A 26,603-nucleotide genomic window follows, 5' to 3' on the forward strand; every position below is an offset into this window, starting at 1 on the left:
ATGGAACCCAGGCTGCACACACAAAGCCGTCGCCTGCAGCGGGGCCTGAGCCTGCTGGAGGTGATGCTGCTCATCCTGATTGCCTCCGGCGCGCTGGTGGCTGGCTTTATTGCCCTCAAGGCGCGGGACGCATCCAATGCGGCCCAGCGCCAGGCCGCCCAGCTGATGGAGGCGGATCGCATGGTGGTGGGCTTTGCGGCCGCCCGCCACCGCCTTCCCTGCCCGGACACGGACCGCGATGGTCTGGAGGACTGCGGTAGCGGTGCGCAAAAAGGTTGGCTGCCTTACCGGACCCTGGGGCTGGAGGGGGCCAGCAAAGACGCTGGCGTGGGCAACCTGCGCTATCTGGTGCAGCGTAACGCGGTTGACCTGGCCGTGGCCACGGACACCTGGAAGCCCGTGGCGTTCAAGAACAATGACGAGAAATACACCGGCCAGCGCAAGTACCCCGGTTCGTTCTCACTGTTTGGCAACGCCGCCGAGTATTCGGTGGTGACGACGCCTGACCTGTGCGGCAAGCTCAAGACGGGGACCGGTACCGCATTGGCGGGTTCGCACGCTCAGCTTTCGTCTACCCCTGCACGGGCCGTGGCATTTGCCATTGCCCACCCCGGCACGCGTGACGAGGCTGGCACCGGGGACTTGTTTGACACAGCCAACAGCTTGCAGGGCAACGGCTTGGCGGCGCCGGAGCGGGGCAGTGCATCAGCGGCTGCGGATGACCGCGTCCTGGCCCGGGGCTATGACAACCTCGCACTGGCACTGGACTGCGCGCGCCTCACGGCATCCCTGGACATGCTCGCGCTGGCCACGGACATGGTGGAGGAAGTACAAAGCCAGGAGCTTTCCAACACCACAATGGCTACCGTGCTGGCCGCGGTGAATGTGGTCAAGACGGCGGTAGCCATCTACAAGGTGGTGGCTGCGGCCACCCAGCTGGTCACTTCGGCGGGGTACCTCGCCACAGCCACCGCAGAATTGGCGACGGCTGTAGGAACCTGCGCCATCTTGGTGGGCTGCGCCGCGATTCCCCACGCCATAGCTTCCGTGACAGCTGCCACCATCTCCGTGGCGGCATCGACTGCTGCGGTGGTGGCTTCGGGCTACGGCGCCGGGCTGAGTGCGGTGGCAACGGCACTGACGGCGTCAGCAGGGGTGATGGCGGGCGTGACCGTCAAACCCGGCGTGGACTTTTCTGAGGCGCTGAAAGAGGCCGAGAAAGCCAGCAAGGATGCCGCAGACAAGCGCGATCAGGCCTACGCCGAGTGGCAGAAAGCCAAGGGCAACGAGGAATCGCTGCGCAACAGCAAGGAATCGGCTCTCCAGTCGGCCCGGCAGAAGATGCAAGCCATCGTGCGAGCCTCCAACGAAGCCGGTAATCCCAAAGGAACGCGCCCACTGAACAGCCTGGAAAGTTACCTGAACACGGTCGTCAGCAAGGCCGATGCCTTGTCCACTGCACGCATCAACTACGAGGATGCAAAGCAGGCTTATGAAAGCGCGGAGAAGCTTGCCAATCAGGACCAGAAACTACCGCAGGAAACGATGAACGAGTATCTGAGGGTCCTGAACGAACAGATTGAAAAGGAAACCGACCCGGTTCGTCGCGACGCCATCATCAAGGAACGGGACAATTTGCTGAGCAACGCAGGTTCCGTCAGGGACATCAGCCAGCAGATCGACAAGTTGAATCTGCAGATCACTGATTTTGGAAAGCAGATTGACGCTGTGGACCAACAGCTCGAACAGCAGATGACGGAGGCAGAGCGCAAGGAGCTGCAGGAGCGGAGGAATACCCTGCAGCGTCTGCGGGACGATCTTGTGGCCCAGCGCAACAAGCTGCAGTCTCAGCTGGCCAACGTTGCGCCTGATCTGGCAGGGAAGAAGGCCCAGATGGATGCGACGCAAAAGCAGCTGGAGACGGCGAACAAGGAGTTCCAGGATGCCTACTCGGCGGCGGTGAGTGCGGCGTACTTGTCATACAGTGCCCAGGAGTGCGATAGCGAGGGCAAGAAGTGCACCACGGTGACCCGGTACTACGACGGACGCTCGGACATGGAGTCTGCCTTGAAGCCGCTGTTTGCCGATGGCAAGAACAGCATCTACTTCAAGTGGAAGGGCAGCAACGCCGAGACGCTGGCGTCCGAAGCGACGTACCAAAAGGCCGTGGAGTCTGCGAACCAGGCAGACAGTGCGTACCAGTCCATCCGGGACATTACCCAGGCCAAAGACCCGATTTCGGTCTTCCTTCCCAACTGGAAGGGGGCTGAGGCGATTCTCATCCGTGCCGACGAGAAGGGGGGCATGCGATGAAAGCTCCGCAAAGAGGATTCTCCCTGGTGGAGCTGGCCGTGGTGCTGGCCGTGGGTGCAGTGGCGGGCCTGGCGGCCTGGCAGCTGCTGCCTGCCAGCAAAGACGTGGCAGACGGAGAGCCTGTACAGCAGCAGCTGTCCATGGCCCAGGCTTCGCTGGAGGGTTTTTTGCTGCGCAACCATCGACTGCCGTGCCCCGATATCCAGGGGGCCGGGCAGGAGAGTTGCACGGATGTGGCGGGTGCTGCTGTCAGTGTGGGGCGTCTGCCCTGGCGTGCGCTGGGGTTGCCGCAGGGCTACGCCCACCTGCGGTACGGCGTGTACCGTGCGACCACGCCCAGCGATAACGACCTGGCGCGGGTTGCAGACCGCTACCAACCGTTGCTCCCCCCCACGGCTCCTGCCGTGGCGAGCAGCCCTCTCAATGGCCTGGACCTTTGTGTTGCTCTGCGCCGGGCTTCAGCGCTTTCAGGTGCCAGCGGTTCCGAACTCACTGCGGGCGGGGTGCGGGCTGCATATGCGCTGGCCCACCCGGGAGCGGACGGTATTTTCCAGGGAGACAACCTCACAGGCTTTGACTTGCCGGGACGTGCACAGGATGCGAACTATGACGACATCGTGGTGTCCGCGGGTCTGCCTGAACTGTCGGGGCGCATCGGCTGTCCGGGGCGGCTGGGCGAGGCCAATGCGGCAGCGCGTGCCGCCTACGCCGCCTATGACCTGGACCGCGATGCTGACCAGTTCCTGCGTTTTCGCAGCATGGCGTATGACGTGCGCAAGACCAGCACACAGTTTGCGATTGCCAAGGAAGTGATGGCCGGGGTGGACATTGTGATTGCGGGTGCCGGGTTTACCACCGCCCTGGCCATTGCCGCCAACAGTGTGGGCTTGGGTTTTGGCGTGGTGGCCAAGGCCGCCATTCCGGTCGGAGCCTCAGCAGCCGCGCTGGTGGCGGCCACGGCAGGGGTGATTTCAGCTGTGATTTCTGAGGAGAAGGCCAAAGCCCAGTTTGAAGGAGCCCAAACGCTGAAGGAAGAGTACGCGGCAGAGCTGGAGCGAGCCGTCAGCGCAGCCACGCTGGCAGACAGCAAGGGGTTGAACCCATGAGAGATGCTTTGAGAAGGATCGCTGGCCGCAGGCAGCGCGGCTTCACCATGGTGGAAATGGGCGTAGCCCTGGTGGTGCTGGGATTGATCGGTGTGGCCTTTGTAGCGTGGTGGCGTACTGCAGGCCAGCAGAAGGTGGCAGCGGTCGAACGTGACGTGATGGTGCAGGCCCAGCAGGCCACCCTGGGTTTTGTGCATGCCAACTACCGTCTGCCTTGCCCTGCGGCTGACGAGACGGGGCTGGAGAACTGCGGTACAGCCACCAACCCGCGCCAAGTGGGGTGGCTGCCCTGGCGCACCCTGCAGATTCCGGCGGCTGCTTCTGCGCAGATGCGCTACGGGGTGTACCGCGTGCCGCAGAGCAGCCAATGGATGGACACGGATCTGGCCGTGGTGGCCGACCGCATGCGCCCCCTGGCAACCGATCCTCCAGCCGAGGCAGATATCCAGACCCTGAGCGAAAGATTCCTGGGTGCTGCCAATCTGCCGGACCTGTGCCTGAGCCTGTCTTTGGCCTCTGAGTCGCTCCCCCGGGTCGATGGCCTGGCCGTACGGGACGCCAGAGCAACCCCGGCAGAGCGCCGTCCCATGGCGTACGTGATTGCGGCCCCCGGCTTGCTGGACAGCGATGGAGATGGCGATCGCATGGATGGGCACAACCACACTGCATCCAACACCGACCCGACTTTTGAAGCGGCCAATCGCCCCACCGGTGCCACCTATGACGACCGGGTGACAGCCGTGGCGTTTGACACGCTGTTCGGTCAGCTCCAGTGTGGACAGGCCTTGTCCGCCATTCACCACAGCCATGCCAATGCGGCGGTGGCGGCCAGCGCGATGCGCCGAGCCATCAGCGACTACAAGTACCAGCTGGAGGTGGAGGCCTTGCTGGCCGGAGCCAACCTGGCCAGTGCAACGGCAGGGGTGGCGCTGGCAGCAGCGGGCCTGGCCAATGCGGTGGCAGCGCTTGCCAATGCTACGACATTTACCGTCATCACGGCAGGCACCGCTGCAGGTCTGATGGCCGCCGCCACTGCGGCTGTGGCGGTCAGTACCGTGGCGGTGGGTGCATCGGTTCCCCCAGTGGCCCTGGCCATTGCGGTGACGGTGGAATCTGCCAAGCGGGTGGAGCAGGCCAAAGCCATGATGGAGCCCAGTGCGGTGTTGGCGCGCGATGTGACCCAGCACTTCCGGGCTGCTGATGCGCTGGGACATTGACCCGTGACCCGTGCGATGAACGCCTGCAGCCCCGGCATGCTGCCCGCAGGGTGGGGCGTGGGAGCGCAAGGACTGCGCACAAGGATGCATAGAACATGAAACGCAAAACTCAACAATCGTTGCTACAAAAGGGCTTTACCCTGGTTGAGCTGTCTGTGGTGCTGGTCGTGATTGGCCTGATTCTGGGGGCCGTGGCCATCGGGCGCGACCTGCAGCGCAACGCCGCCTACCAGCGCATTTCCACCGACTTTGTGCAGGGCTGGTTGCTGGCCTATGACGGCTTTGTGGCTGGCACCGGCATCGTGCCGGGCGATAACGCCGCAGCCCCCACCGGCCGCGTCAACGCAGGAACGGATGCTCTGTGCGGTAGGGAACTGGTCAACGCCTTTCTGGCCGCAGGCATTCGCGTGCCCGAGGGGCGCGCAGAGGGGCAGCGCAGCCACGCGGCCTATCTGGACAGCAATGGCAACCCGCAGGATGTGGAGGTCTGCTTCCAGAACATCACCTGGGCGGAGCCCGGTGCCTCGGTGGACAGTTATGAGCAGCGCCCGCGCAATGTGATGGTGCTCAAGGGTGTGACTCCCGCGCTGGCAATGCTGCTGGACAGCCAGATTGACGGTCATCCCGACGCGCGTTTTGGCCGTGTGCGTGAAAGCCGTCTGGCGGGCGACAAATCCATCACCACCGGGCAGGCCTGGAGCGTGGATGAACGCATGGCCTATGGTTCCAAAGACGCCACTGGTCGTGATGAAGACCAGGTTGCGGTGGTGGAGGCCGTGGTGCAGATGACGCGCTGAACCACGGCCGGGGGGGCAGCCCCCCGTGGCGTCGCTCAGGAGCCTTTGCGGTTGAGCAGTGCGTACAGCACGATGGCCCCGAACGTGGCGGTGCCGATGCCGCCCAGGGCAAAGTCACCAAACTTGAGCGTGAAGTCGCCCGTGCCCAGGATGAGGGTGATGGCGGCGACGATGAGGTTCTTGTTCTGCGAGAAGTCCACCCGGTTGTCCACCCAGATCTTGGCCCCGGCCACGGCGATGAGGCCAAACACCACGATGGACACGCCACCCATCACGGGCAGCGGAATCGTCTGGATCAGTGCGCCGAACTTGGGCGAGAAGCCCAGCACCAGGGCGAACACGCCCGCCAGCAGGAACACGGCGGTGGAGTAAATCTTGGTAGCCGCCATCACGCCGATGTTTTCGGCGTAGGTGGTCACGCCCGTGCCGCCCGAACTGCCGCTGACCATGGTTGCAATGCCGTCTCCGATGAAGGCGCGGCCCATGTAGCGGTCCAGGTCCTGGCCGGTCATGGCCGTCACGGCCTTCACGTGGCCCAGGTTTTCTGCCACCAGGATGATGGCCACGGGGGCAATCAGCAAGATGGCATTGCCGGTGAACACAGGCGCTGCAAAGTTGGGCATGCCAAACCACGGTGCATTGGCCAAAGCCGTCAGGTCCATGGGCTTGCCCAGCCCCAGGCCGTTGGTCAGCACGGCGTAGAGGATGCTGGCCACGATCAGCCCCACCAGAATCAGCAGGCGCTGCACCATGCCGCGCGTGAGCACGGCCACCAGCCCCACGCACACAAAGGTGGCGGCCTGCATCCAGCTGTCAAAGTTGCTGGCCGCCATGTTCTTGATGGGAATGCCCGCCAGGTTCAGGCCAATCACCGCCACCACCGAGCCGGTCACCACCGGCGGCATGCAGCGCTCGATCCAGCGCGTGCCAATGGCTTGCACCAGCGCGCCGATGAGCGTGTAGACCAGGCCGCAGGCAATGATGCCGCCCAGTGCCACGCCAATGTTGGCGTTGGCTCCCTTGCCCGCGTAGCCTGTGGCGGCAATCACCACGCCAATGAAGGCGAAGCTGGACCCGAGGTAACTGGGCACCTTGCCGCCGGTGACGAGAAAGAAGATGAGCGTGCCCAGGCCGCTCATGAGAATGGCCACATTGGGGTCGAACCCCATCAGAATGGGCGCGAGCACCGTAGCGCCGAACATGGCGATGACGTGCTGCACCCCCATGGCCGCTGTCTGCCCCCAGGGCAGGCGCTCGTCAGGCCCGATCACGCCGCCTTGCTGCAGCACCTCGGGGTTTTTGACCTTCCAGTCGAAGAATCCCATGTCATTTCCTTTTTGTAAAAATTTGCAGGCGCGATGGTAGAGCCTGTTTCTGCCAAGGCACTGCGGATTTGCACGGGCAAAGACCAAAAACACCAAGGGGCCCCGTGGGGCCCCTTGAAATGAAAGACGAGCGCCAGGCCGTCAGGCGGCCACACCCACGGTGAGAACGGCGGTGTAGCCCGTGGTCACCGTGCCGCTGGTTTCGGCAATCTGGCGGGCTGCGCTGTCGTCGCTGAACACGTTGTCAGAACTGAGCGAGATGCGAGACAGGTTGGTGCGGCTTGTGGCGTAGGCCGATGTGGCATACACCTCGGACAGTGCCGCTGCTGTGAACGTGAGCTGGGATGTCTTGACATCGTTGTTGCCCGATGTGGCAGACGCCAGGCTGGGGAACACCTCGAAGTGCACATGCGGGTAGCGGCCGTCGTAGCAGCCGGGGAAGATGGTGGTGAAGCTCACCTCGCCATTGGCATCGGCCACCTGCACGCCGCGCAGATAGTTTTCGTTGGTGATGCCGGTGCTGTACATCGAGTAGTTGCCGTCGCGGTCGCAGTGCCACAGGTACACCGCATAGCCCGCCAGGTTGGCGCAGCTGCTGCTGGTGTTGACCAGCTTGAGCCGGATGGTCAGCGCAATGCCCTGCGCCGTGGTGCTGGTGGTGAGGCTGCTGCGGATGTCGCTGCGCACGATGCCAGACAGCAGCAGTGCATTGGCCACCGAGCCATTGCTGGTGTTGGTGCCATCGCCGGGATAGGGTCCAGCGGTTTCGCTGGGAATGGTGTTGCAGGTGGAGGTGGTACCCGTTCCGGTCCCCGTCCCCGTGCCGGTTCCCGTACCGGTTCCCGTCCCGGTACCGGTTCCTGTGCCGCTACCGGTGTCCGTGCCTGTGCCCGTAGTGGTGTCTGTCGAGGTGGTGCTGTCGCCGCCGCCCCCGCAGCCCCACAGTGAAAACGGCACGCTGGTGCCTACGGCCAGCCAGCGCAGGGCCTGGCGACGCTCGTTCAGGATGCGCAGATCGTGGGCAAGGCCGCCGTGGTGGCCAGGTGCCGCGGAGGAAGGGGGTGTGCACGTCGTGTGGCTCATCGTGTTTCTCTCTCTCTTGTGGTGGATCAAGGAAACACAATCTATGCAGCGCGTCATTCCGCAGCGTTGCCGGGCCGTAAAGATTCGGTAAAAACGGATGTCGCCTTTGCTTGCAAAAAGTGGCTCTGGCGCTTTATAAAAAAACGCAAGCAGCTATTGAAGGTATAGCAATCAGCGGGTGCGGCTGAGGCCCGTGGTCGGCAACGCCACGGTGAGCTTTCAGCCTTTGGCGGGCTTGCGGGCTGTCTTTGCCGGCTTCTTCTTGCTGCCACCCCGTTTGCCGCTGCCACCGCGCAGGTGCAGCACCCAGGCCACCGCCACCCACAGGTACGACGCGAGTACCGCATACGCGGCCACGGCGGCCAATGACAAAGGGGGCGCTGCAATCGAGCGTGGGCTGGACAGTGTCTCCAGCAACTGCTTGGTGCCTGTGCCCAGCACGGGCACGGGGGCGCCATTGCCGCCGCGGGCCATGCGTGCAGCCATGAAGACGAAGAACTCCATCAACAACGCACCCATCACGTAGCAGGCCAGCAAGGCCAGCAGAAAGGAAAAGCTGCGGCGGTCACCTTTGGCCAGAAAAACGATGGCGGACACCAGCACCAGGATGGGCAGGATCAGGGCGATGGCGGGCCAGGCGGTCGAAAGGGCGTTGATGGCAGAGGTCATGGGCGCTGTGCAGTGGGCGCCAGTGCGGCGCAGCGCTGGATCATAGTGGCCCCGGCGCGGGCGATGCAGGCTGCTTGTGGTGAGCAGATGCAACAGCGGGGCTGCGCATCGGCTTCCATGGCAAGGCTGCGTCAGTGCCTCGTAAGTGCGGCTGCCCGGTGGAGCCAGCCGTCCAGCGGCTTGCGCCAGGCGGGCGCTTTGCCGGTGAGCTGCCCGATGATGGCCTCTTGCAGCGGTGGCAGGCGGCGTGCGCCTTGCAGCACCAGCTGGCGCAGCATGCGGGGCAGGGGGCGTGCGTCGGTATACAGCCGCACGATGGCATTGGTGCCTTGATAGATGGGCCAGGCATGCAGATGATGGGCTCTGGCATAGGCGGCCAGCGCCCCCGGGTCGCCCAGGTCCTGCCCGCGCCTGCGGGCATCCGTCAACGCCTGGGTCAGGCGCTCCACCCCCGCCAGGCCCAGGTTGTAGCCATGGGCAGTCACGGGGTGCATGCCCACCGCTGCATCGCCCAGCAGTGCGCAGCGCGGGCCGGTAAAGCGCTGTGCGTACACAGCCACCAGCGGGTAGGCATGGCGCTCGCCTTCCAGTGCCATTTCGCCCAGACGGGTCTGGAACTGGTCTTGTACTTCTGCCGCAAACCTGGCTGGAGGCAGGGCCATGAGCCGGGTGGCGTCGTCCGTGCGGGTGGTTACCACCACAGAGCACTGGTGCTGGCCGTCTGCAGTGTCGGGCAGGGGCAGCACCGCCAGGGTGCGTTCGTAGCCGAAGCATTCGTGGGCCGTGTCGGCATGGGGTTGTGCGTGGCGCATGCGGCACACGATGACGGTGCGGCCAAAGTCATTCATGGCCGCACCAATGCCCAGCTGGCGGCGGGTGGCGGAAAAGCGGCTGTCCGCCGCCACCACCAGGGGCGCACACAGGCGCTGCAGCGCAGGGGCCTCGCTACCGGGGGCTGTGGCCGATGCTGCAAAGTCCACTTCCGCATGGGTAGGCAGGGCCGCCACGCGCTGCACCTGCACGCCTGTCAGGATCTGCACCCCTGGGGTGCGTGCCGCCACAGCGTAGGCGCTGCGGCGCAAGGCGTGGTTGGGCACGATAAAGCCCAGGGGCATGGCATCTGCAGGGGCTGCGTGGGGCGGCGTCTGCATTTGCGTTTGCAGATGCAGCGGGCTGTGCATGTCCACGGGGCCGTCATGCACTTTGGCTGCCCGGATATGACCGATCTCGGAGGTGGCCAGTTCAGCCCAGCTGCCCAGGCGCTGCAGCGTGGCGTGGCTGGGGTGGGTCAGGGCAATTTCCCGTCCGTCCGGGGCCGGGTCTTGCAGCGCTGCCTGGGCATTCTGGTCCAGCACAGTGGCGGTAAAACCGGCCTGCGCCAGCGAAATGGCCAGGGACAGGCCCGCAGGGCCAGCGCCCACGATGAGTACGTCGCTTTGCATCTGCATGGAAGTGTGAGAGCGCAAGAGTGGACCGTGCATTGTGGGCGCCCGCACCGGGGAGCGGCTTGCATTGCATCAAGGAATGCCGACGAAAACGGGCGGTGCACGGCAGGCCTGGAGCGTGAAATATGTAACGCAAAGTGAGTGAACGTGACGCGTCCGCACACACCGGGAAGCAGCGCGGGTGTTACAAATAGGGGCAGGTTTCAATCACCCCCCTAAAGATACGAAACGTTGCAATTGGGCGTAGGGGTGAAGGCCTTGCATGGACGTGCATGGAACAATCGCGCTTTTGCCGAGCGGGGCTCCTGCGGGAGTGCGCCCGATTCGCAAACCGCAGAGCCACCGTGTGACGCCCTGCCTTCGATTTCACATCCATTCCAAGAGGGAAACACCATGAAGCAATTGACATACATCGCCATGGCCTGCGCACTGGTGCTGACGGGCTGCGCCAGCACTGATGGGGGCACCGGCGGCAGCGCAGCCAGCAGCCTGTCTGCCATTTCCTCCGCGCTGGGTTCCACCAGCACGGGCGGCACCGGGGCCACCAAGTCGGAGAACAAGGTGGGCGCAGCGCTGGATGTGTTCAAGGCAGCCACCGTATCGGACGAGGAACTCAAGTCGGTGGCGCTACAGTACCGCGCCTACGGTGACCGCACCGAGAAGCTGGCTCCGCCCAACAACAAGTACGCCCAGCGTCTGGCCCGCTTGACAGCCAAGCACGTCAATGAAGATGGCCTCAAGCTCAACTTCAAGGTGTACCTGAGCAAGGAAGTCAACGCCAACGCCACGGCAGACGGCTCCATCCGCGTGTATGCGGGCCTGATGGACATGATGAACGACCAGGAGCTGCTGGGCGTGATCGGCCATGAAATCGGGCACGTCAAGCACGCCCACACTATGAGCGCCATGCGCACGGCCTACATGGCGTCTGCAGGCCGCAAGGCGGTGGCGGCATCCAGCGGCACCGCCGCCAAGCTGGCCGACTCCGAGCTGGGCGAGCTGGGCGAGAAGCTGTTCAACAGCCAGTTCTCGCAAAGCCAGGAAACCGAGTCGGACGACTACGGCCTCGCTTTCATGCAAAAGCACAAGTACAACGTGAAGGCCATGGAATCGGCTTTCCGCAAGCTGGCGGCACTCAGCGGCAAGCAAGGTGGCATGGACCAGATGCTGTCCTCCCACCCCGACCCAGGTGCCCGTGCCGACCGCATGCGTGACAAGGCCGCAGGCAAGTAAACCTCTGCGATTGCTATAAAAATGTGAGCTGCCAGCGCTTATTCCATAAGCGCTAGAGGGTTCAAAAGCACACAACGCAAAAGGGCTCCGTCACCGGAGCCCTTTTTTCATGGTGCATTCCTGCCTGGACGAGGAAGCCCGTCGTGCGATGGTGGTGGGGGTGGTGAGGGTTTGGGGGGAGCAGGACGATGGCGGGGCCACCAGCTCTCTATGCGGTCGGCTGCCCAGTCCTTGCCCCCCAGCCCAAAGGCCAAGGCCACGGCAAACACGATGCCGCCCAGGATGATGAGAAAGCTCTGTCGCACGATGTTGCCGCCCACCTGCAACTGGTCCAGCGCAATCAGCACCACAAACACCACAATCGCATACTGCGCCAGCTGGCCCAGCAGCGGGGCGTCTGCCAGCTTCATGCGCTGGCCATAGGCCGTGACGGTATTGCCCACAAAGCGCGCAAAGTAGGCCCCAAAGGCCAGCACCATCAGCGCGATGAACACATTGGGCAGAAACCACACCACGCGACTGAGCAGGGCGGTGACGTAGCTCAGCCCCAGACCGTTGAAGGCGATCAGCAGCGCCGCCAGCAGCACCAGCCAGTACACCAGCAGGCCGAACAGGCTGGTGGTGTCGCCCTGCATGCCGCCCTGCCGCCAGAAGGCGTCCAGCCCCGCGCGCTCGGTAAGCACCTTGAAGTTGATGGCGCGCAGCCCCCGCGTGACGGCAAACCGCGCGGCCTTGGCCAGCAGCCAGCCACCCAGCACCACCAGCACTGCAATCAGCACACGGGGCAGGAACGCCCCCACCTGAAAGAGCATGGCCCGTGCCGGTTCCAGGTGAATACCAAAGTTTTCCATGGATCAATCTCTCAATGGGTGGTCGAAGGAAGGCGTGGGGCTCAGCAGGGCGCGGACGCCTTGAGCAGATCGAGAATGCCCTGCAGCGGCACCTGGGCCCAGTCCACACGGTTGCCCAGTTCGTAGCGCAACTCATACAGGGCCTTTTCCAGTTCGAAAAGCCGCAGCAATGCCTCGGGCGCTGCGCCGGGCGACAGGGCCGTGTAGGCATTCATGAACGCCTTGCGGGCGGCCTGCTCCCACTGCTGCACAGCACCGTCGAGCCGCACCAGCTCTTCAGTGCTGTGCGATGTGTGCTTGAGTGCAGCCCAGCGGGCGTAGTTGAAGGAGCGCAGCATGCCTGCCACATCACGCAAGGCGGGGCCCTTGGTGCGCCGTTCCTCAAAGCTGCGGCCCGGCTCGCCTTCAAAGTCGATGAGCACAAAGTCGTTGCCGGTGACCAGAACCTGACCCAGGTGAAAGTCACCGTGGTAGCGCGTCTTCCAGGCCCAGCTTCTGTTGCCGGTGTGGCCGACTGTGGCCTGGTTATCACCTGCACCAGGGGACACTTGGTCTGTCTGCACCGCCGCATCAATGCATGCACGCAGTGCAATCCGCTGCCCCAGCAGAGTCTGCGCATCGGCCTGCGTGGCGGGGGGCAGGTCTTGCAGGCGCGATTGCAGGAGCGCCAGTGTCTCCTCGGCTTCAGCCAGCGTGCGCTGGCGAAAGCCTTGCAGGTCCTGGTCCGTGATGGGCTCGGGATCAAAGGCTGCGTCGCCCGTGACCGTGGCCAGCGCCTGGTGCAACTGGGCGGTACGCTCGCCCAGCGTCGCCACCAGTGCCAGATAGCCACCATGTTCTTCCGCGACTCCCTGGGTGGCTTCTCCGTCAGGCAGCGGCAGTGCCTCGGGGGGGGCCAGGCGAATGCTCTCCAGAAACCGTTCCAGATACCCCAGTGTGTAAGCCCATCCGTCGCCCTGGTTGGACACGTAGGCCTGCACCAGCGCCAGGGTGAATTCCGTGCCGTCCTGTGCCGTGTATTCCAGCGCGCCCGCCACGGGAACGCAATGGGGGTAGCGCACCACCTCGGTCAGGAAGCGGCCTACCTCCAGCTCGGGGTTCATGCCCGGGCGCAGGCGCCGGTAGCCCTTGAGGAACAGCGTTTCGTCAAACGTGACCACGGTGTTGCTGCTGTGCGCGCTGGGGTGGCTGACGGGCAGAGTGTCCAGGTTCCGGGCCAGTTCGGCAAACGCCGAGGTGGGGCGAAAACGCAGTCGGCCATGCTCCGTCAGCAGTTGCCGGCCCGCGCCCATGGCCCGCATCACCGCCCTGCAGAACGCCTCGTCGTGGAAGGCGTCTCCCATCACCCCCACCTGCGCTTGCTGCCGTATGCGCGCCAGCCCGCCGGGGCTGATCCGCTTCATGCGCTCCTCGTCGGCTTCTTCCCAGGCCAGCGCCAGGGGCACGAAGTAGGTCGCCCGGTCCTGCGGGCCATCAATGGTCAGCAGGGGCAGCATCCATTCGTGGCCGTCTTCGGCCCACACGGCATGGTCTTCGATGCGGGCGCTCTGCACCGTCTGGCCCTTGCCCGCATACCAGCGCTGCAGCTCCAGGTAACGGGGTAGCGTGTCGGTTTCAAACTGCACCCGCATGCGCTCGGCCATGCCGATGCGCCAAGGCATCACTCGGTCGCGGAAGAAGCTGGTCCAGCCGTCAAACAGCACGAGCACCGGGCGTTCCTGCAGATCCAGTCCGTCCTGGTGCCAAGGGGGAATCTCGGCCTCGGCCGAGAGGCGGAACCAGTAAAAGCCATAAGAAGGCAGCGTCAGTAGGTAGGGCAGGTCACCGATGGGCGGGAAGGTCACCCGCCCCAGCATTTCCACCGGGGCGCGGCCCTTGTAGGCGGCCAGGTTCAGCTCCACAGGCTGCGCTGCCCGCGAGAGGTTGAACACGGTGAGGATTACATCGTCCTCGTACTCGCTGAGGTAGGCGAGGATCTTGCGGTTGCCCGGCTTGAGGAAGGTGCGCTTGCCGCGCCCGAAGGCGTGGCTCGTCTTGCGCACGGCCAGCATGCGGCGCGTCCAGTTCAGCAGCGAACTCTGGTCGCGCGACTGCGTTTCCACGTTCAGTGCCTCGTAGCCATACATCGCATCCATGATGGGTTGCAGGTAAAGCTGCTGCGGGTCGGCCCGTGAGAAGCCTGCGTTGCGGTCGGGGCTCCACTGCATGGGGGTGCGCACGCCGTTGCGGTCACCCACAAACACGTTGTCGCCCATGCCAATCTCGTCGCCGTAGTAAATGATGGGCGAGCCGGGCATGGACAGCAGCATGCCCTTCATCAGCTTCACGCGGTCCAGGTCGTTTTCCATCAACGGTGCCAGCCGCCGCCGGATGCCCAGGTTGATGCGCGCCCGCGTGTCGGCGGCATACATGCTGTACATGTAATCGCGCTCCTTGCTCGTCACCATCTCCAGCGTCAGCTCGTCGTGGTTGCGCAGGAAGATCGCCCATTGGCAGCCGTCGGGAATCTCCGGTGTCTGCTGCAGGATCTCGACGATGGGATGGCGGTCCTCCTGCGCGATGGCCATGTACATGCGCGGCATCAGCGGAAAGTGATACGCCATGTGGCATTCGTCGCCATCGCCAAAGTACTCGCGCACGTCCTCGGGCCACATGTTGGCCTCGGCCAGCAGAAAGCGGTTCTGGTACTGCGCATCAATGGCGGCGCGCAGCTTCTTGATGACGGCGTGCGTCTCCGGAAGGTTCTCGTTGCTCGTGCCGTCGCGCTCCACCAGATAGGGAATGGCATCGAGCCGGAAGCCGTCCACCCCCAGGTCCAGCCAGAAGCGCATGGTCTTGAACACCGCCTCCAGCACGGCCGGGTTGTCAAAGTTCAGGTCCGGCTGGTGGCTGAAGAAGCGGTGCCAGTAGTACTGCTTGGCCACCGGGTCCCAGGTCCAGTTGGAGGTTTCGGTGTCGGTGAAGATGATGCGCGTGCCCTGGTAGAGCTGGTCGGTGTCGCTCCACACGTAAAAGTTGCGCTCCGGTGAGCCCGGTGGTGCGCGCCGCGCCGCCTGAAACCACGGGTGGTCGGACGAGGTGTGGTTGATGACCAGTTCGGTGATCACCCGCAGCCCGCGCTCGTGGGCTGCATCCAGCATCTCCTTGAAGTCATCCAGCGTGCCGTACTGCGGATGCACGCTTTCGTAGGCTGCGATGTCATAGCCGTCGTCACGCAGAGGCGAGGGATAGAAGGGCATCAGCCAGATCGTGTTGACACCCAGGTCCTTCACATAGTCGAGCTTGGCGGTCACGCCCTTGAAGTCGCCCACCCCGTCGTTGTTGCTGTCGAAAAACGCCTTGACGTTGAGCTGGTAGATCACCGCATCCCGATACCACAGCGGATCATGGGCGGTGTCGATCTGTGGTGTCTCCGGCGTGATGCCTGGCACGGTGTCGCCCGGGGTGCTGGCGGCAGTGTGGCGCGGGGTTGGCAGAGCGTTCATTCGGCACTTCCTCTGGGGCTTAGAGCGGCTTACAAAACTCTTCTGGCGTGGTTGCCGCGTCTTGTCGTACCACGCGTACTGCCTGCGACGCAGCGCCTGGCCACAACCGCTGCGCTGGGTTTTGTGAGTTGCTCTTATTCAAAGTAGTCAAAGTCCTGTTCACTGCGCACGCGCCGCCGCACCACAAACACATGGGCGGGCATGCGGTGGGGGTCCAGTTGCACAAAATGCCAGTCGCCTTGCCAGATGAAACGCTGGTGGCTGAGCTGGTCGTGCATCTGCCAGGGGGCGGCCTCCTGCCCTTCGGCATTGACCCAGCTCGCGGGCAGGTTCACCCAGCCCGACTGGGTGTGGTGCGCATCCAGGTTCACCACCGTGACGACCAGGTTGCTCCCATCAGCAGAGCGCTTGGCGTAGGCGATGAGTGCGTTGTTGTCCAACGGCAAAAAGCGCAGCCCCTCGTTGCGTTGCAGGGCCGGGTTCTCGCGCCGGATGCGGTTGACGTGGGCCATAAAGCTGGCCAGGTTGCCCGGGCGGTCCAGCTCCCAGTGGCGGATCTGGTACTTCTCTGAGTGGAGGTATTCCTCAGACCCCGGCTCGCGGGGCAGGTGCTCCATCAGCTCGTAAGCCGGGCCATAGATGCCATAGCTGGCCGACAGCGTGGCCGCCAGCACCAGGCGCGACATGAACACGGCAGGCTCTCCCCCTTGCAGGTGCTCGTGCAGGATGTCGGGCGTGTTGGGCCACACGTTGGGGCGGAAATAATCTTTGCCCGGCCCATGCGCCAGCTCGGTGAAGTACTCGATCAGCTCTTCCTTGGTGTTGCGCCAGGTGTAGTAGGTGTACGACTGCGTGAAGCCCCGCTTGGCCAGCCCATGCATCACCTTGGGCCGCGTGAAGGCTTCGGACAGGAAGAGCACTTCCGGGTGCTCGCTCTGGATGTCGGCAATCACCCATTCCCAAAATGCAAAGGCCTTGGTGTGCGGGTTGTCCACGCGAAAGATGCGCACACCCTCGCCAATCCAGTGGGCGAAGACGCTGCGCAGCTCCGTCCACAAGCCCTGCCAGTCATCGCACTCAAAGTTGAAGGGATAGATGTCCTGGTACTTCTTGGGCGGGTTTTCGGCGTACTGCACGGTGCCATCGGGCCGCCAGCGGAACCAGTCCGGGTGCTCCTTCACATAGGGATGATCGGGCGCGCACTGGAAGGCAATGTCCAGCGCCACCTCCAGCCCGGCGCTGCGTGCCTCTTGCACCAGGGTGCGAAAGTCTTCCGCCGTGCCCAGCTCGGGCTGGATGGATTTGTGTCCGCCCTCATCCGACCCAATGGCCCAGGGGCTGCCCACATCGCCAGGCTTGGCGACCAGCGCATTGTTCTGCCCCTTGCGCTGCACCCGGCCAATGGGGTGGATGGGGGGGAAATACAGCACATCAAAGCCCATCGCGGCAATGGCAGGAAGGCGCGCCCGCACATCACGGAAGGTGCCGTGCACCCCCGGGGTGGGCGATGTGGAGCGCGGGAACAGCTCATACCAAGTGCTGTAGCGTGCAAGCTCCCGGTCGGCCACCAGGGGCAACTCCTGCGGGTAGTGCGCGGCCAGGCGGCGGTCGGGGTAGCGTTCCATCAGCGCGGCGTAGTGGCTGTCCAGCGCCAGTTCTTTCAGGGCTTTCACATGGGCTTCGCCCGCGCTGTCTTCCGCCATGGCGGCTGCGGATACCGCGCTGTCCTCCAGCGCCTGCGCCCAGGCCACCAGGGCGGCACTGTCCTTGCCTGTGGCACGCAGCGCTGCCGCCGCAATCTCCATGGCACCCACCCGGGCGGCGATGCGGATGTCCTGCGCGTCCACACGCCGGGCCATGTCGCGCCGCCACGAATCAAATGCATCCACCCATGCGATCACGGTGTAGCGGTAGCGGCCTGGTGTGGGGGGCACAAAGCTGGCCTGCCATTCATCATTGCCCACCGCTTGCATGGGCACTTCGGTGGCCTGTGCGTCGCCCTCGGGGCGCCAGACCAGCAGCACGCGCAGGGCGTCGTGTCCGTCGGTAAGGCAGTGGGCCGTTACGGTGATGGGCTCGCCCGCAATGGTCTTGACGGCAAAGCGACCTGCATCCACCGCCGGCAGCACCGTCTCCACCACAGCGCGCACGCGCCCGTCTTCAGGCCAAAGCACGGGGGTGGCGGCAGGTGCAGGGGGTGCTGGCTGCAGCAGCACGGGGGTGGTGTTATGCGACGGCATGGGCAGGGGCACTGATGGGCGGTTGGGGTGGCAGTGCAACAGGCACGTCCGCTGCTGGCACAGAAGACTCGACTGCCTGCCGCTGGGGCTTGAGCACGAGGGTGGACAGAGGCGGCAGCGTGAGGCACAGCGATTGCGTCCAGTGGTGCGACCGCACGGGGCTGGTGTGTGCACCACCCAGGTTGCCCCAGCCTGCGCCTCCAAATTCCGTGGCGTCGGTGTTCAGAATCTCTTGCCACCAGCCCGCCTCGGGCACACCGACCAGGTAGTTCTCACGCGGCACTGGGGTGAAGTTGCACACCACTAGCACGGGCGCGGCGTGGTTTTCGTTCGCGCGGGGCTTGCGCAGAAAAGCCATCACGCTGTGGGTGGTGTCATCGGGCTCCACCCACGCAAAACCCTCGGCGGCAAAGTCCACCTGGTGCAGGGCGGGCTCGTCGCGGTACACCCGGTTCAGCGCCTTGACCAGTTCCTGCATCCCCCGGTGCCTGCCCCAGTGCAGGCTGCCCCAGTCCAGTTCACCTTCGTGCGTCCATTCGCTGCGCTGTGCAAACTCGCCCCCCATGAACAGCAGCTTCTTGCCAGGGTGCGTCCACATCAGGCCGAGCAATGCGCGCAGGTTGGCAAACTGCTGCCAGTCGTCACCCGGCATCTTGCGGATGAGCGAGCCCTTGCCGTAGACCACCTCATCGTGCGAGAGCGGCAACACGAAGTTTTCGTTGAACGCGTACACCATTGAAAATGTGAGCTTGTGATGGTGGTAGCGGCGGTGAACCGGGTCCTCCTTCATGTAGGCCAGGCTGTCGTGCATCCAGCCCATGTTCCACTTCATGCCAAAACCCAGCCCGTTCATTTCCAGCGGGCGCGACACCATGGGCCAGGCGGTGGACTCTTCTGCAATGCTCACGGTGTCGGGGTGGTCGCGGTAAAGCGCGCGGTTGAGGTGCCGCAAAAACTCAATCGCCTCCAGGTTCTCGCGACCGCCGTGGCGGTTGGGTATCCATTCGCCCTGCTGGCGCGCGTAGTCCAGATACAGCATGGATGCCACCGCGTCCACGCGCAGGCCGTCCAGGTGGTACTTGTCCAGCCAGAACAGGCCGGACGACACGAGAAAGCTGCGCACCTCGTGCCGCCCGTAGTTGAAAATGGCCGAGTTCCACTCGGGGTGGTAGCCCTGGCGCGGGTCGGCATGTTCGTACAGGTGCGTGCCGTCAAAGCTCGCCAGGCCATGCGCATCGGTGGGGAAGTGCGACGGCACCCAGTCCAGCAGCACACCAATGCCGCGCTGGTGCAGGTGGTCCACAAGGTACATGAAATCCTGCGGCGTTCCGTAGCGGGCGGTGGGGGCAAAGTAACCGGTGGTCTGGTAGCCCCACGAGCCGTAGAAAGGGTGCTCGGTAATGGGCATCAGCTCCACGTGCGTAAAGCCCATCTCCGCCACGTAATCCGCCAGGGCGTGGGCCAGCTCGCGGTAACCCAGAAAGCTCCCGTCATGCCGTCGCCAGGAGCCTGCATGCACCTCGTAGATGGACATGGGAGCATCCAGCGCGTTGCGCGCCCCGCGGCTGCCCATCCACAGGCTGTCGCCCCAGTCATAGTCCAGCGCCCAGGCGCGTGATGCGGTGGCAGGGGGCTGTTCGGCATACACCGCCAACGGATCGGCCTTGTCCAGCCACTCACCGCTTTTCGTGATGATGCGAAATTTGTAGGCGTGGCCATGGGCCATGCCGGGCACATGCCCTTCCCATACACCGCTGTCGTCGGGGCGGGGACACAAGGGGTCGGCATCGCCGTTCCATCCGTTCCAGTCGCCAATGACAGACACCGCTGCAGCGTTGGGCGCCCACACGGCCACATCGGCTCCCGCATGATCGCCCCGACGCAAGTGGCACCCCAGGCCCTGATACAGGCGCGCGTGCGTTCCCTCCCGAAAAAGATAGGCGTCGTGCGCCGTGAATGCGTTCTGGGGGGGCGATGCCTGCACGAGTGCGTTCCTCCTGGGTGGTCGCTTTTGAGGGCTGCTCTTTGAACAGGCTCTTATTGACCCATACCCCGCTCAACCGCTCCGCACGGCAGGGGCGCAACGGCCTGTAGGTCCAGGCCTTGCAGCTCTGTCAGCCCTGTCCTGCATGCAGATGGCACAGACGGCCGAACGCTCGCAGTGGCGCGCTTTTCCTACGTCCTGTGGCGCGGTGGTTGGCTACCTTGGGGTGCTCATCACTTTCAAGCGAAGGAAAACCATGCGCGTGGACATCTACCGCCGAGCCGAGGCCGAGGGCAAGTTCTCCCACCTTGCAGTGCCCGAGGGCCGCCCCATTCCTGAAGAAGCCACCAACACCGACTGGAAGCGTGAAGTCACCGGGCAAGATCTGGACGACGCCCGTGAGCGCTGGGAGGAGTACGGCATCCACCAGCCCGCCGCGCAGATGCGTGAAAAGGGCTACGCCATTACCAGCCTTGGCGACATGACGCGGTGACAGCGCGCCCGGTCTCCACCAGTTCATTTGCCTCGGCCATCTGGTGCATAGGGACGGGAGGCCACGGGCCTTATTGGCCGGGCGGCTCCACCATGGCCCGCATGCGTTTTCGCAGGGCCCGGTCGCGCCGGTCGTCGGCTTCCCAGTCGGCCTTGACGCCTCTCCACAGCGCAAGCGCCATGAGCAGGATGACCACGGTGAATGGCAGCGCGAAGACAATGGTGGCCGTCTGAACCGCCTTGACCCCGCCCGCCAGAAGCAGGCTGATGGCAATGCCCGACACCAGCACCCCCCAGATGACCTTGACCCGCGCGGAGGGGTTCTCGTCGCCACCAGTGCTCATCATGCCCAGCACCAGGGTGGCCGAATCTCCTGACGTGACAAAGAACACCAGGACCAGGACGGTGGCAACCAGCGACATCACGCCACCCCAGGGCAGGGACTGGAACATGGCGAACAGGGCGGTGGACACGTCGGCCTTGACGGCGGCTTCCAGCGGGATGTGCTGCATGATCTCCAGGTGCAGGGCCGTGCCGCCGAACACGGTGAACCAGATGAACGCCGCCAGCGTGGGCGCCAGCACGGTGCCGAGGATGAATTCGCGAATGGTGCGCCCGCGTGAGACCCGCGCGATGAACAGCCCCACAAAAGGCGACCAGCTCACCCACCAGGCCCAGTAAAACACCGTCCAGCCGCTGACCCAGCTGCTGTCCCGGAAGGGCGTCATGCGCAGGCTCATGCGGACAAAGTCGCTCAGATAGCTACCCAGGGTGTTGGTGAAGGTGTCGATGATGACCACCGTGGGACCCCAGAGGAACACCCCGAGCGCGAGCAGGGCGGCCATGCCCAGGTTGAACGCGGACAGCCATTTGATGCCCCGCCCCACGCCCGAAATGGCCGATGCCAGAAACAGCAAGGTCGTCACCACGATGATGCCCACTTGCCAGGCTTCCCCCACCGGCATACCCAGGGTGGCGTTCAGGCCGCTGTTGATCTGTAGTGCACCCATGCCCAGCGATGCCGCCACCCCGAAGGCGGTGGCAATCACGGCCAGGATGTTGACCACGGGGGCCAGACGCCGCAGCGGCAACCAAGGCAGTGCGGCCACCGCCGTGCTCACCAGCGCCGAGCCTCCGCGCCGGAACTGGAAGAACGCAATCGCCAGCGCAACAATGCTGTACACCGCCCAGGGGTGCAGCCCCCAGTGGAAAAAGGCGTAGCGCATGGCGGCATTGGCCGCCTCGGGCGTGTGCGGCGCAATGCCGGGCGGGGGTGTGCCGTAGTGGGAGATGGGCTCGGCAACCCCCCAGAAGACGAGGCCAATCCCCATGCCCGCCGCAAACAGCATGGCGAACCAGGCACCGATGGAGAACTCTGGCTCGTCGTCTTCCTGGCCGAGCTTGAGATCGCCGTACCGGCTGAATGCCAGCACCATGGCCAGCACCACCAGCCCGAGGACCACCCACAGATAAAACCAGCCAAAGTTGCGCGTGATGGACGCCAACGCGGTGTCAAACACCGCCCCCAAGGCATCTGGAGCGATGACTCCCCAGAGCACGATGGCGACGATCAAGCCCGCCGATATGAAAAGTTCCATGAGCCACCTTTCTTGAAATGGAGAAAGCGAAGTGCCAGGGTCTGCCTTCCATGGTGAATGGAAAGGCGACAGAACGCCAGTGGCACCAAGCCCCGCAAGCGGGAGGGCGCCAGGGGCTGCGCGGGACAGATGGCACTTCAGGAGGGGTTGAACCCCACGCCGTGGTGTGTGATCCATGCCGTTCCTGGCAACGCAGGAAAAGCAAGGTTCGGCATGGCGGGCCGTGGCCCGAGACCGATGCACGCGCGCTGGCGTGGCAAGGTCTGGCAAAGGTTGGCACCACGCAGGTAACAGGTGGTAGCCAGCGGTAAGGGCGTGCAGTGTATGCAAAAGGGGTGCGCTGACCGGAGAAATACCGCAGTCAAGCGCAGGGGTGCTGTCAATTCGGAGACGGCCGGGCATGGTCAGCGGCTGGGGGCGCTGGTACGCTGCGTCGCCATGGAGACAAGCACAAATACCCCCCTGCGGACGGGCGCAGGGCAGCCGCCCTACGTTCCCCAGATCCGCCTGTACCAGAACTGGCTGCGCGCTCAGCGTGGCCTGGAGTTTGGCAGTTACGACGCGCTGTGGCGCTGGTCCACCACCGAGCTGGATGCCTTCTGGCAAAGCGTGTGGGATTACTTCGATCTGCAGTCGCCCACCCCACACACGGCCGTGCTGGCCAGGAACACCATGCCCGGCGCGCAGTGGTTTCCGGGCGCGCAGGTGAACTATGTGCGGCAGGTGCTGCGGCATGTTGATGCCGCCCACGCGGCGGGCCTGCCCGCCATCATCAGCCGCAACGAAAAGGGCAACCATCGTGAACTTGCCTGGCCCGAGCTGCGCCGCCAGGTCGCGTCACTGGCACTGCACCTGAAGGCGCAGGGCGTGCAGCCCGGCGACCGTGTGGCCGCCTATCTGCCCAACGTGCCCGAGGCCATGATTGCCTTTCTGGCTACGGCGAGCATTGGCGCGGTGTGGAGCATTTGCGCGCCCGATATGGGCACGCATGCGGTGCTCGACCGCTTTCGCCAGATCGAGCCCAAGGTGCTCATCAGCGTGGACGGTGTGACCTACGGCGGGCGCGACCACGACCGCACTGGCGTGCTGGCCGAGCTGCGCGCCGCCCTGCCCAGCGTGCAGCATGTGGTGCTGCTGGGTAACCTAAATGCTACGGTTTCTATAGCTGGTTGCGCTGATTGGACGGGCGCTACAGCCCGAAATGATGCAGAGACTGCGGCATTTGAGCCGATGTGGCTCCCGTTCGACCACCCGCTGTGGATCGTCTATTCCAGCGGCACCACCGGGTTACCGAAGCCCATCGTGCACGGTCACGGTGGCAGCATGCTGGTGGCGCTGCAGCTCAAGGTGCTGCACAACGACATTGGCTGCAGCTACGAGGCCAACAGCTTTGGCGAGCGTTACCACTGGTACAGCTCCACCGGCTGGGTGATGTGGAACGCGCAGATGAGCGGCCTGCTCTCGGGCACCACCTGCGTCATCTTTGATGGCAACCCCGGCGGCAGCAAGGAACACCCCGACTGGGGCGTGCTGTGGCGTTTTGCGGCTGAGACGGGGGTGACCTTCTTCGGCGCGGGCGCGGCATTTTTTGCCAACTGCATGAAGGCGGGCATCACGCTCAGTGACTATGGCGACCTCACGCGCATCCGCGCGCTGGGCACCACGGGCTCGCCGCTCTCGCCCGAGGTGCAGCAGTGGGGGACGGCGCAGTTTGAGGCGCTGGGCACACCCGATATGTGGTGGAACAACATTTCCGGGGGCACGGACTTCTGCGGCGCTTTCATCGGTGGAAACCGCGAGATGCCACAGGTGCCCGGCGTGATGCAATGCCGCATGCTGGGCGCAGCGGTTGAAGCCTGGAATGCCGAAGGCCAGCCAGTGACCGACGAGGTGGGCGAGCTGGTCTGTGCGCAGCCCTTGCCGTCCATGCCGCTGTACCTGTGGGGCGACAAGGACGGAAGCCGTTACCTGTCCAGTTACTTCGACATGTACCCCGCAGGCCACGGCCGCCAACCCGGCGGGGGCGATGGACCCGCGAGCATGGGCGCGGTATGGCGGCATGGCGACTGGCTCAAGATCGACGGGGCCACGGGCGGCTGCATCATCTACGGCCGCAGCGACGCCACCATCAACCGCCACGGCCTGCGCATGGGCACGAGCGAGATCTACAGCGCAGTCGAATCCTTGCCCGAGGTGCTCGACAGCCTGGTCGTGGACCTGGAATACCTGGGCCGCGAGAGCTACATGCCCCTGTTTGTGGTGCTGCGCGCCGGGGTGGTGCTGGACGACGTATTGCGGGCCCGCATCAACACCGCAGTGCGCACCGCTTTAAGCCCGCGCTTTGTGCCGGATGACATCTTTGCCGTGGCGGAAGTGCCCCGCACGCTCAGCGGCAAAAAGCAGGAGCTGCCCATCAAGAAGCTGCTGCTGGGCCAGCCCATCGAGAAGGTGGTGAACAGGGACGCGATGGCCAATCCGGGGTGTCTGGATTGGTATGTGGCGTTTGCTGCAAGTCGGGCCTAGCAAGCTGCCTTCGCAGGCAATTCTGCAGAAAAGACGGCCAAAAAGGCCGTCCCACAGTCCGGCCCACAGCCGCGTATGGAGCGGCTGGTTACATTTTCCTTGCCCTCCATTGCCGGGTGGGCCGTGCGAACCCGAGCCGGGCCGTGCCCATACGTAGCTCCGCAGCGCAATCGTTATCACTTATCAGCAACTCCCTTGGGTTGCATTCCTCGCCTACCAATATCCCCATGGATTTCACGCCAAAATTACAATAGTTAAAACATTGTTAAAATTTTGACGAGGAGACTCGCACAGACAAAGCAAACCAAGAAAACACGCGCCAAGTAAAGCTTTGTCGTATTGGGATTCAGCAAAAAGCGAGGTTGGGAGATGGATATCTGGGCGCAAAACGTACTGCAGATTTCCGCGTGGACGTCGGACGATGTTCAGGGCCTGTTTGGCCACATTCAACAGGCGGCGCAAGACCTGGGCTTTGAGTACTGCGCCTATGGCCTGCAAATGCCGTTGCCGCTGACCCGGCCCAAGACCATTTTGCTGAACAACTACCCCGTGGCGTGGCAAAAGCGCTACCGCGAAGCCGGCTTTTTGGCCATTGATCCGACGGTGGCGCAGGGCCGGCGCAGTCGGCTTCCCATCGTCTGGAACGAAGCGCTGTTTGCTCGCACCCCCGAGTTTCTGGAAGAAGCCCAAGGCTGCGGTCTGCGCGTGGGCTGGGCGCAGTCCAGTCTGGACCTCAATGGTGTCATTGGCATGCTCACGCTGGCCCGCACGGGCGAGCCTTTGCAAAGCGCCGAATTGCAGGCCAAGCAGACGCGCATGCAGTGGCTGGTGCAGATATCTCACCAGATTATTGGCAGCAGATATATTCGCCAGTTGCGTGATTCTGATATTCCCCAGCTCACGCCCCGAGAAATCGAGATATTGAAATGGTATGCGGATGGTAAAACCGCATCGGATATCGGGAATATATTGAATATCTCCGTTGATACCGTGAAATTCCACACCAAGAACTGCGTATCAAAGCTCGGTGCTCCCAACAAGACTGCGGCGGTGGTCCGCGCCGTGATGATGGGGCTTCTGGCGTGAACCTGCTGCCAAACAGTTTTATTTGTGGAAAACTGTAATGATTTGGAAGAATTTCTTACTTCCAACACTCCTACCCGAAAGGGTAGGTACTGGCTACTCCCGTTACTGATGCAATTCCCTTGTTCAAAGGGAGTGCTTCAATATGCATATCATTTCGGGAACCGTTAACACCATTACTTCGGACGTCATTATCAAATTGGGGCAATACCGGCACAAGGTATTTGTCGAGACTCTGGGCTGGCCGTTGCCGGTCGAATCCCAGCTGGAGTTTGACCAGTTTGATCGCAGTGATACCCAGTACCTGATTGCCTTCAATCAGAACCGCCAGATCATCGGCACCGGCCGACTGTTGCCGTGCAACAAGCCCTATCTGCTGGCGGATGTGTTTCCTGAGCTGATGGAGGGCGGCTCTATTCCCCGAGGGGCGGATGTGTGGGAGCTTTCGCGGTTCGCTTCCATGGACTTTTCAGGGGGGCACACCCCCCAGGCTGCGGCCCAGTTCCATTCGCCCACTTCGCCTGTGCTGCTGCAGGCGGCGCTCGATCTGGCCGCCCAGGCCGGTGTCTCCCGGCTGATTACTGTGTCGCCACTGGGCATTGAGCGCATCCTGCGCCGCCTGGGCTTTTCGGCCTGCCGCGCGGCCCCCCCACGCCGCGTGGGAGGCGAGCTGCTGTTTGCCTGCTGGATTGATGTGCCCAAGGCCAAGCCCGCTCCCAACCCTTATGCGCTGGTGCCCTCCATCGACCTGTTCAGGGCAGAGGTGGAGCAGCGTGCCGTTTTCTGATGCCTGCAACCCTGGGCTGACTGTGGAGTCCGCCCATTCGCAGGCTGAGGGGCCGGGTGACAACCTTCAGTGCACTCTGATGCCGACGGCTGTCAACGCCACTCACGATGGCTGCATCCGCCGCGATCTGTCGCTTTCTGCTCCGACCTACACCAACGGGTAGTACCACCGCAAAGGGGGCCGTCTTCCAATTCACAGGAAGGCAAAGTGGCTTCGGTCTCTCCGGCTCCAAACCCCATTGCTCCATGGCTCAAGACCAGTGCACGCCCCACGCAGGCGTGCCTGCAGACACAGAGGTGGCATCGCATGCCTGCACGCAACTGCACGCTACATCCGCGAACCATTTGCCCCGGCGACCCGTACCGGTGCATT

The 26,603-nt window shown here is 63.8% G+C and carries 18 protein-coding genes; 9 read left to right on the plus strand and 9 right to left on the minus strand.

The window, feature by feature from the left end:
• From AACH87_RS00930 to AACH87_RS00945, 4 genes are all read left to right on the plus strand, one after another.
• On the plus strand, positions 1-2,313 hold the full coding sequence (locus tag AACH87_RS00930; protein ID WP_338796826.1) for a hypothetical protein: 2,313 nt from the start codon (positions 1-3) through the stop codon (positions 2,311-2,313).
• Positions 2,310-3,419, plus strand: a complete 1,110-nt coding sequence (locus tag AACH87_RS00935) for a prepilin-type N-terminal cleavage/methylation domain-containing protein (RefSeq protein WP_338796827.1) — start codon at positions 2,310-2,312, stop codon at positions 3,417-3,419. Before AACH87_RS00930 ends, AACH87_RS00935 begins: the two co-directional genes overlap by 4 nt.
• Positions 3,416-4,636 (plus strand): type II secretion system protein, encoded by a 1,221-nt coding sequence (locus AACH87_RS00940; RefSeq protein ID WP_338796828.1) that lies wholly within the window; start codon positions 3,416-3,418, stop codon positions 4,634-4,636. The genes AACH87_RS00935 and AACH87_RS00940 overlap by 4 nt, the downstream gene beginning before the upstream one ends.
• 95 nt (positions 4,637-4,731) lie before the next feature.
• On the plus strand, positions 4,732-5,433 hold the full coding sequence (locus AACH87_RS00945) for a prepilin-type N-terminal cleavage/methylation domain-containing protein (protein ID WP_338796829.1): 702 nt from the start codon (positions 4,732-4,734) through the stop codon (positions 5,431-5,433).
• Positions 5,434-5,468: 35 nt separating this feature from the next.
• Here AACH87_RS00945 and AACH87_RS00950 read toward each other — a convergent pair whose 3' ends face one another.
• The 4 genes from AACH87_RS00950 to ubiM form a co-directional block, all read right to left on the minus strand.
• On the minus strand, positions 5,469-6,758 hold the full coding sequence (locus AACH87_RS00950; protein ID WP_338796830.1) for a solute carrier family 23 protein: 1,290 nt from the start codon (positions 6,756-6,758) through the stop codon (positions 5,469-5,471).
• A 141-nt stretch (positions 6,759-6,899) separates the two neighbouring features.
• The gene (locus tag AACH87_RS00955; RefSeq protein ID WP_338796831.1) at positions 6,900-7,841 is read right to left on the minus strand and encodes an intradiol ring-cleavage dioxygenase; all 942 of its coding nucleotides are present in this window, start codon (positions 7,839-7,841) and stop codon (positions 6,900-6,902) included.
• Positions 7,842-8,060: 219 nt separating this feature from the next.
• Positions 8,061-8,510 (minus strand): hypothetical protein, encoded by a 450-nt coding sequence (locus AACH87_RS00960; RefSeq protein ID WP_338796832.1) that lies wholly within the window; start codon positions 8,508-8,510, stop codon positions 8,061-8,063.
• Between the two features lie 131 nt (positions 8,511-8,641).
• Positions 8,642-9,958 carry a 5-demethoxyubiquinol-8 5-hydroxylase UbiM gene (ubiM, locus tag AACH87_RS00965; protein WP_338796833.1) on the minus strand — a complete coding sequence of 439 codons (1,317 nt, stop codon included), beginning with the start codon at positions 9,956-9,958 and terminating at the stop codon, positions 8,642-8,644.
• A gap of 390 nt (positions 9,959-10,348) precedes the next feature.
• Between ubiM and AACH87_RS00970 the strand changes: the two genes are divergently transcribed.
• Positions 10,349-11,188, plus strand: a complete 840-nt coding sequence (locus tag AACH87_RS00970) for a M48 family metallopeptidase (protein ID WP_338796834.1) — start codon at positions 10,349-10,351, stop codon at positions 11,186-11,188.
• Between the two features lie 107 nt (positions 11,189-11,295).
• Here AACH87_RS00970 and AACH87_RS00975 read toward each other — a convergent pair whose 3' ends face one another.
• From AACH87_RS00975 to glgB, 4 genes are all read right to left on the minus strand, one after another.
• The gene (locus AACH87_RS00975; RefSeq protein WP_338796835.1) at positions 11,296-12,039 is read right to left on the minus strand and encodes a hypothetical protein; all 744 of its coding nucleotides are present in this window, start codon (positions 12,037-12,039) and stop codon (positions 11,296-11,298) included.
• 41 nt (positions 12,040-12,080) lie between these two features.
• Complete coding sequence (gene treS, locus AACH87_RS00980) at positions 12,081-15,524, minus strand: maltose alpha-D-glucosyltransferase (protein WP_338796837.1); 3,444 nt, start codon at positions 15,522-15,524, stop codon at positions 12,081-12,083.
• 134 nt (positions 15,525-15,658) lie between these two features.
• Entirely contained in the window at positions 15,659-17,764 is a 2,106-nt protein-coding gene (locus AACH87_RS00985) for an alpha-1,4-glucan--maltose-1-phosphate maltosyltransferase (RefSeq protein ID WP_338796838.1), read from the minus strand.
• Positions 17,751-19,748, minus strand: a complete 1,998-nt coding sequence (gene glgB, locus AACH87_RS00990; RefSeq protein WP_338796839.1) for a 1,4-alpha-glucan branching protein GlgB — start codon at positions 19,746-19,748, stop codon at positions 17,751-17,753. The genes AACH87_RS00985 and glgB overlap by 14 nt, the downstream gene beginning before the upstream one ends.
• A gap of 256 nt (positions 19,749-20,004) precedes the next feature.
• Between glgB and AACH87_RS00995 the strand changes: the two genes are divergently transcribed.
• Positions 20,005-20,241, plus strand: coding sequence for a DUF6139 family protein (locus AACH87_RS00995; RefSeq protein WP_338796840.1), 237 nt, complete (start codon positions 20,005-20,007; stop codon positions 20,239-20,241).
• Between the two features lie 70 nt (positions 20,242-20,311).
• Here the strand turns inward: AACH87_RS00995 and AACH87_RS01000 are convergent, their stop codons facing one another.
• Positions 20,312-21,838, minus strand: a complete 1,527-nt coding sequence (locus AACH87_RS01000; RefSeq protein ID WP_338796841.1) for a BCCT family transporter — start codon at positions 21,836-21,838, stop codon at positions 20,312-20,314.
• 438 nt (positions 21,839-22,276) lie between these two features.
• Here AACH87_RS01000 and AACH87_RS01005 point away from each other — a divergent pair, with 438 nt between their 5' ends.
• The 3 genes from AACH87_RS01005 (at position 22,277) to AACH87_RS01015 (ending at position 26,231) form a co-directional block, all read left to right on the plus strand.
• A complete protein-coding gene (locus tag AACH87_RS01005; protein ID WP_338796842.1) occupies positions 22,277-24,361 on the plus strand; it encodes an acetoacetate--CoA ligase in 2,085 nt (694 codons plus the stop codon).
• Between the two features lie 369 nt (positions 24,362-24,730).
• Positions 24,731-25,447 (plus strand): autoinducer binding domain-containing protein, encoded by a 717-nt coding sequence (locus AACH87_RS01010; RefSeq protein WP_338796843.1) that lies wholly within the window; start codon positions 24,731-24,733, stop codon positions 25,445-25,447.
• A 142-nt stretch (positions 25,448-25,589) separates the two neighbouring features.
• Positions 25,590-26,231 (plus strand): acyl-homoserine-lactone synthase, encoded by a 642-nt coding sequence (locus AACH87_RS01015; RefSeq protein ID WP_338796844.1) that lies wholly within the window; start codon positions 25,590-25,592, stop codon positions 26,229-26,231.
• Positions 26,232-26,603 lie beyond the last annotated feature (372 nt).

The sequence above is a fragment of the Acidovorax sp. DW039 genome (assembly GCF_037101375.1).
Taxonomy (GTDB): Bacteria; Pseudomonadota; Gammaproteobacteria; order Burkholderiales; family Burkholderiaceae_C; genus Acidovorax.

What these genes read in the sequence shown, in the direction of transcription:
- AACH87_RS00930 (WP_338796826.1), top strand. Translation starts at nt 1, where the DNA reads ATGGAACCCAGGCTGCACACACAAAGCCGTCGCCTGCAGCGGGGCCTG.
- AACH87_RS00935 (WP_338796827.1), top strand. Translation starts at nt 2,310, where the DNA reads ATGAAAGCTCCGCAAAGAGGATTCTCCCTGGTGGAGCTGGCCGTGGTG.
- AACH87_RS00940 (WP_338796828.1), top strand. Translation starts at nt 3,416, where the DNA reads ATGAGAGATGCTTTGAGAAGGATCGCTGGCCGCAGGCAGCGCGGCTTC.
- AACH87_RS00945 (WP_338796829.1), top strand. Translation starts at nt 4,732, where the DNA reads ATGAAACGCAAAACTCAACAATCGTTGCTACAAAAGGGCTTTACCCTG.
- AACH87_RS00950 (WP_338796830.1), bottom strand. Translation starts at nt 6,758, where the DNA reads ATGGGATTCTTCGACTGGAAGGTCAAAAACCCCGAGGTGCTGCAGCAA.
- AACH87_RS00955 (WP_338796831.1), bottom strand. Translation starts at nt 7,841, where the DNA reads ATGAGCCACACGACGTGCACACCCCCTTCCTCCGCGGCACCTGGCCAC.
- AACH87_RS00960 (WP_338796832.1), bottom strand. Translation starts at nt 8,510, where the DNA reads ATGACCTCTGCCATCAACGCCCTTTCGACCGCCTGGCCCGCCATCGCC.
- ubiM (WP_338796833.1), bottom strand. Translation starts at nt 9,958, where the DNA reads ATGCAGATGCAAAGCGACGTACTCATCGTGGGCGCTGGCCCTGCGGGC.
- AACH87_RS00970 (WP_338796834.1), top strand. Translation starts at nt 10,349, where the DNA reads ATGAAGCAATTGACATACATCGCCATGGCCTGCGCACTGGTGCTGACG.
- AACH87_RS00975 (WP_338796835.1), bottom strand. Translation starts at nt 12,039, where the DNA reads ATGGAAAACTTTGGTATTCACCTGGAACCGGCACGGGCCATGCTCTTT.
- treS (WP_338796837.1), bottom strand. Translation starts at nt 15,524, where the DNA reads ATGAACGCTCTGCCAACCCCGCGCCACACTGCCGCCAGCACCCCGGGC.
- AACH87_RS00985 (WP_338796838.1), bottom strand. Translation starts at nt 17,764, where the DNA reads ATGCCGTCGCATAACACCACCCCCGTGCTGCTGCAGCCAGCACCCCCT.
- AACH87_RS00995 (WP_338796840.1), top strand. Translation starts at nt 20,005, where the DNA reads ATGCGCGTGGACATCTACCGCCGAGCCGAGGCCGAGGGCAAGTTCTCC.
- AACH87_RS01000 (WP_338796841.1), bottom strand. Translation starts at nt 21,838, where the DNA reads ATGGAACTTTTCATATCGGCGGGCTTGATCGTCGCCATCGTGCTCTGG.
- AACH87_RS01005 (WP_338796842.1), top strand. Translation starts at nt 22,277, where the DNA reads ATGGAGACAAGCACAAATACCCCCCTGCGGACGGGCGCAGGGCAGCCG.
- AACH87_RS01010 (WP_338796843.1), top strand. Translation starts at nt 24,731, where the DNA reads ATGGATATCTGGGCGCAAAACGTACTGCAGATTTCCGCGTGGACGTCG.
- AACH87_RS01015 (WP_338796844.1), top strand. Translation starts at nt 25,590, where the DNA reads ATGCATATCATTTCGGGAACCGTTAACACCATTACTTCGGACGTCATT.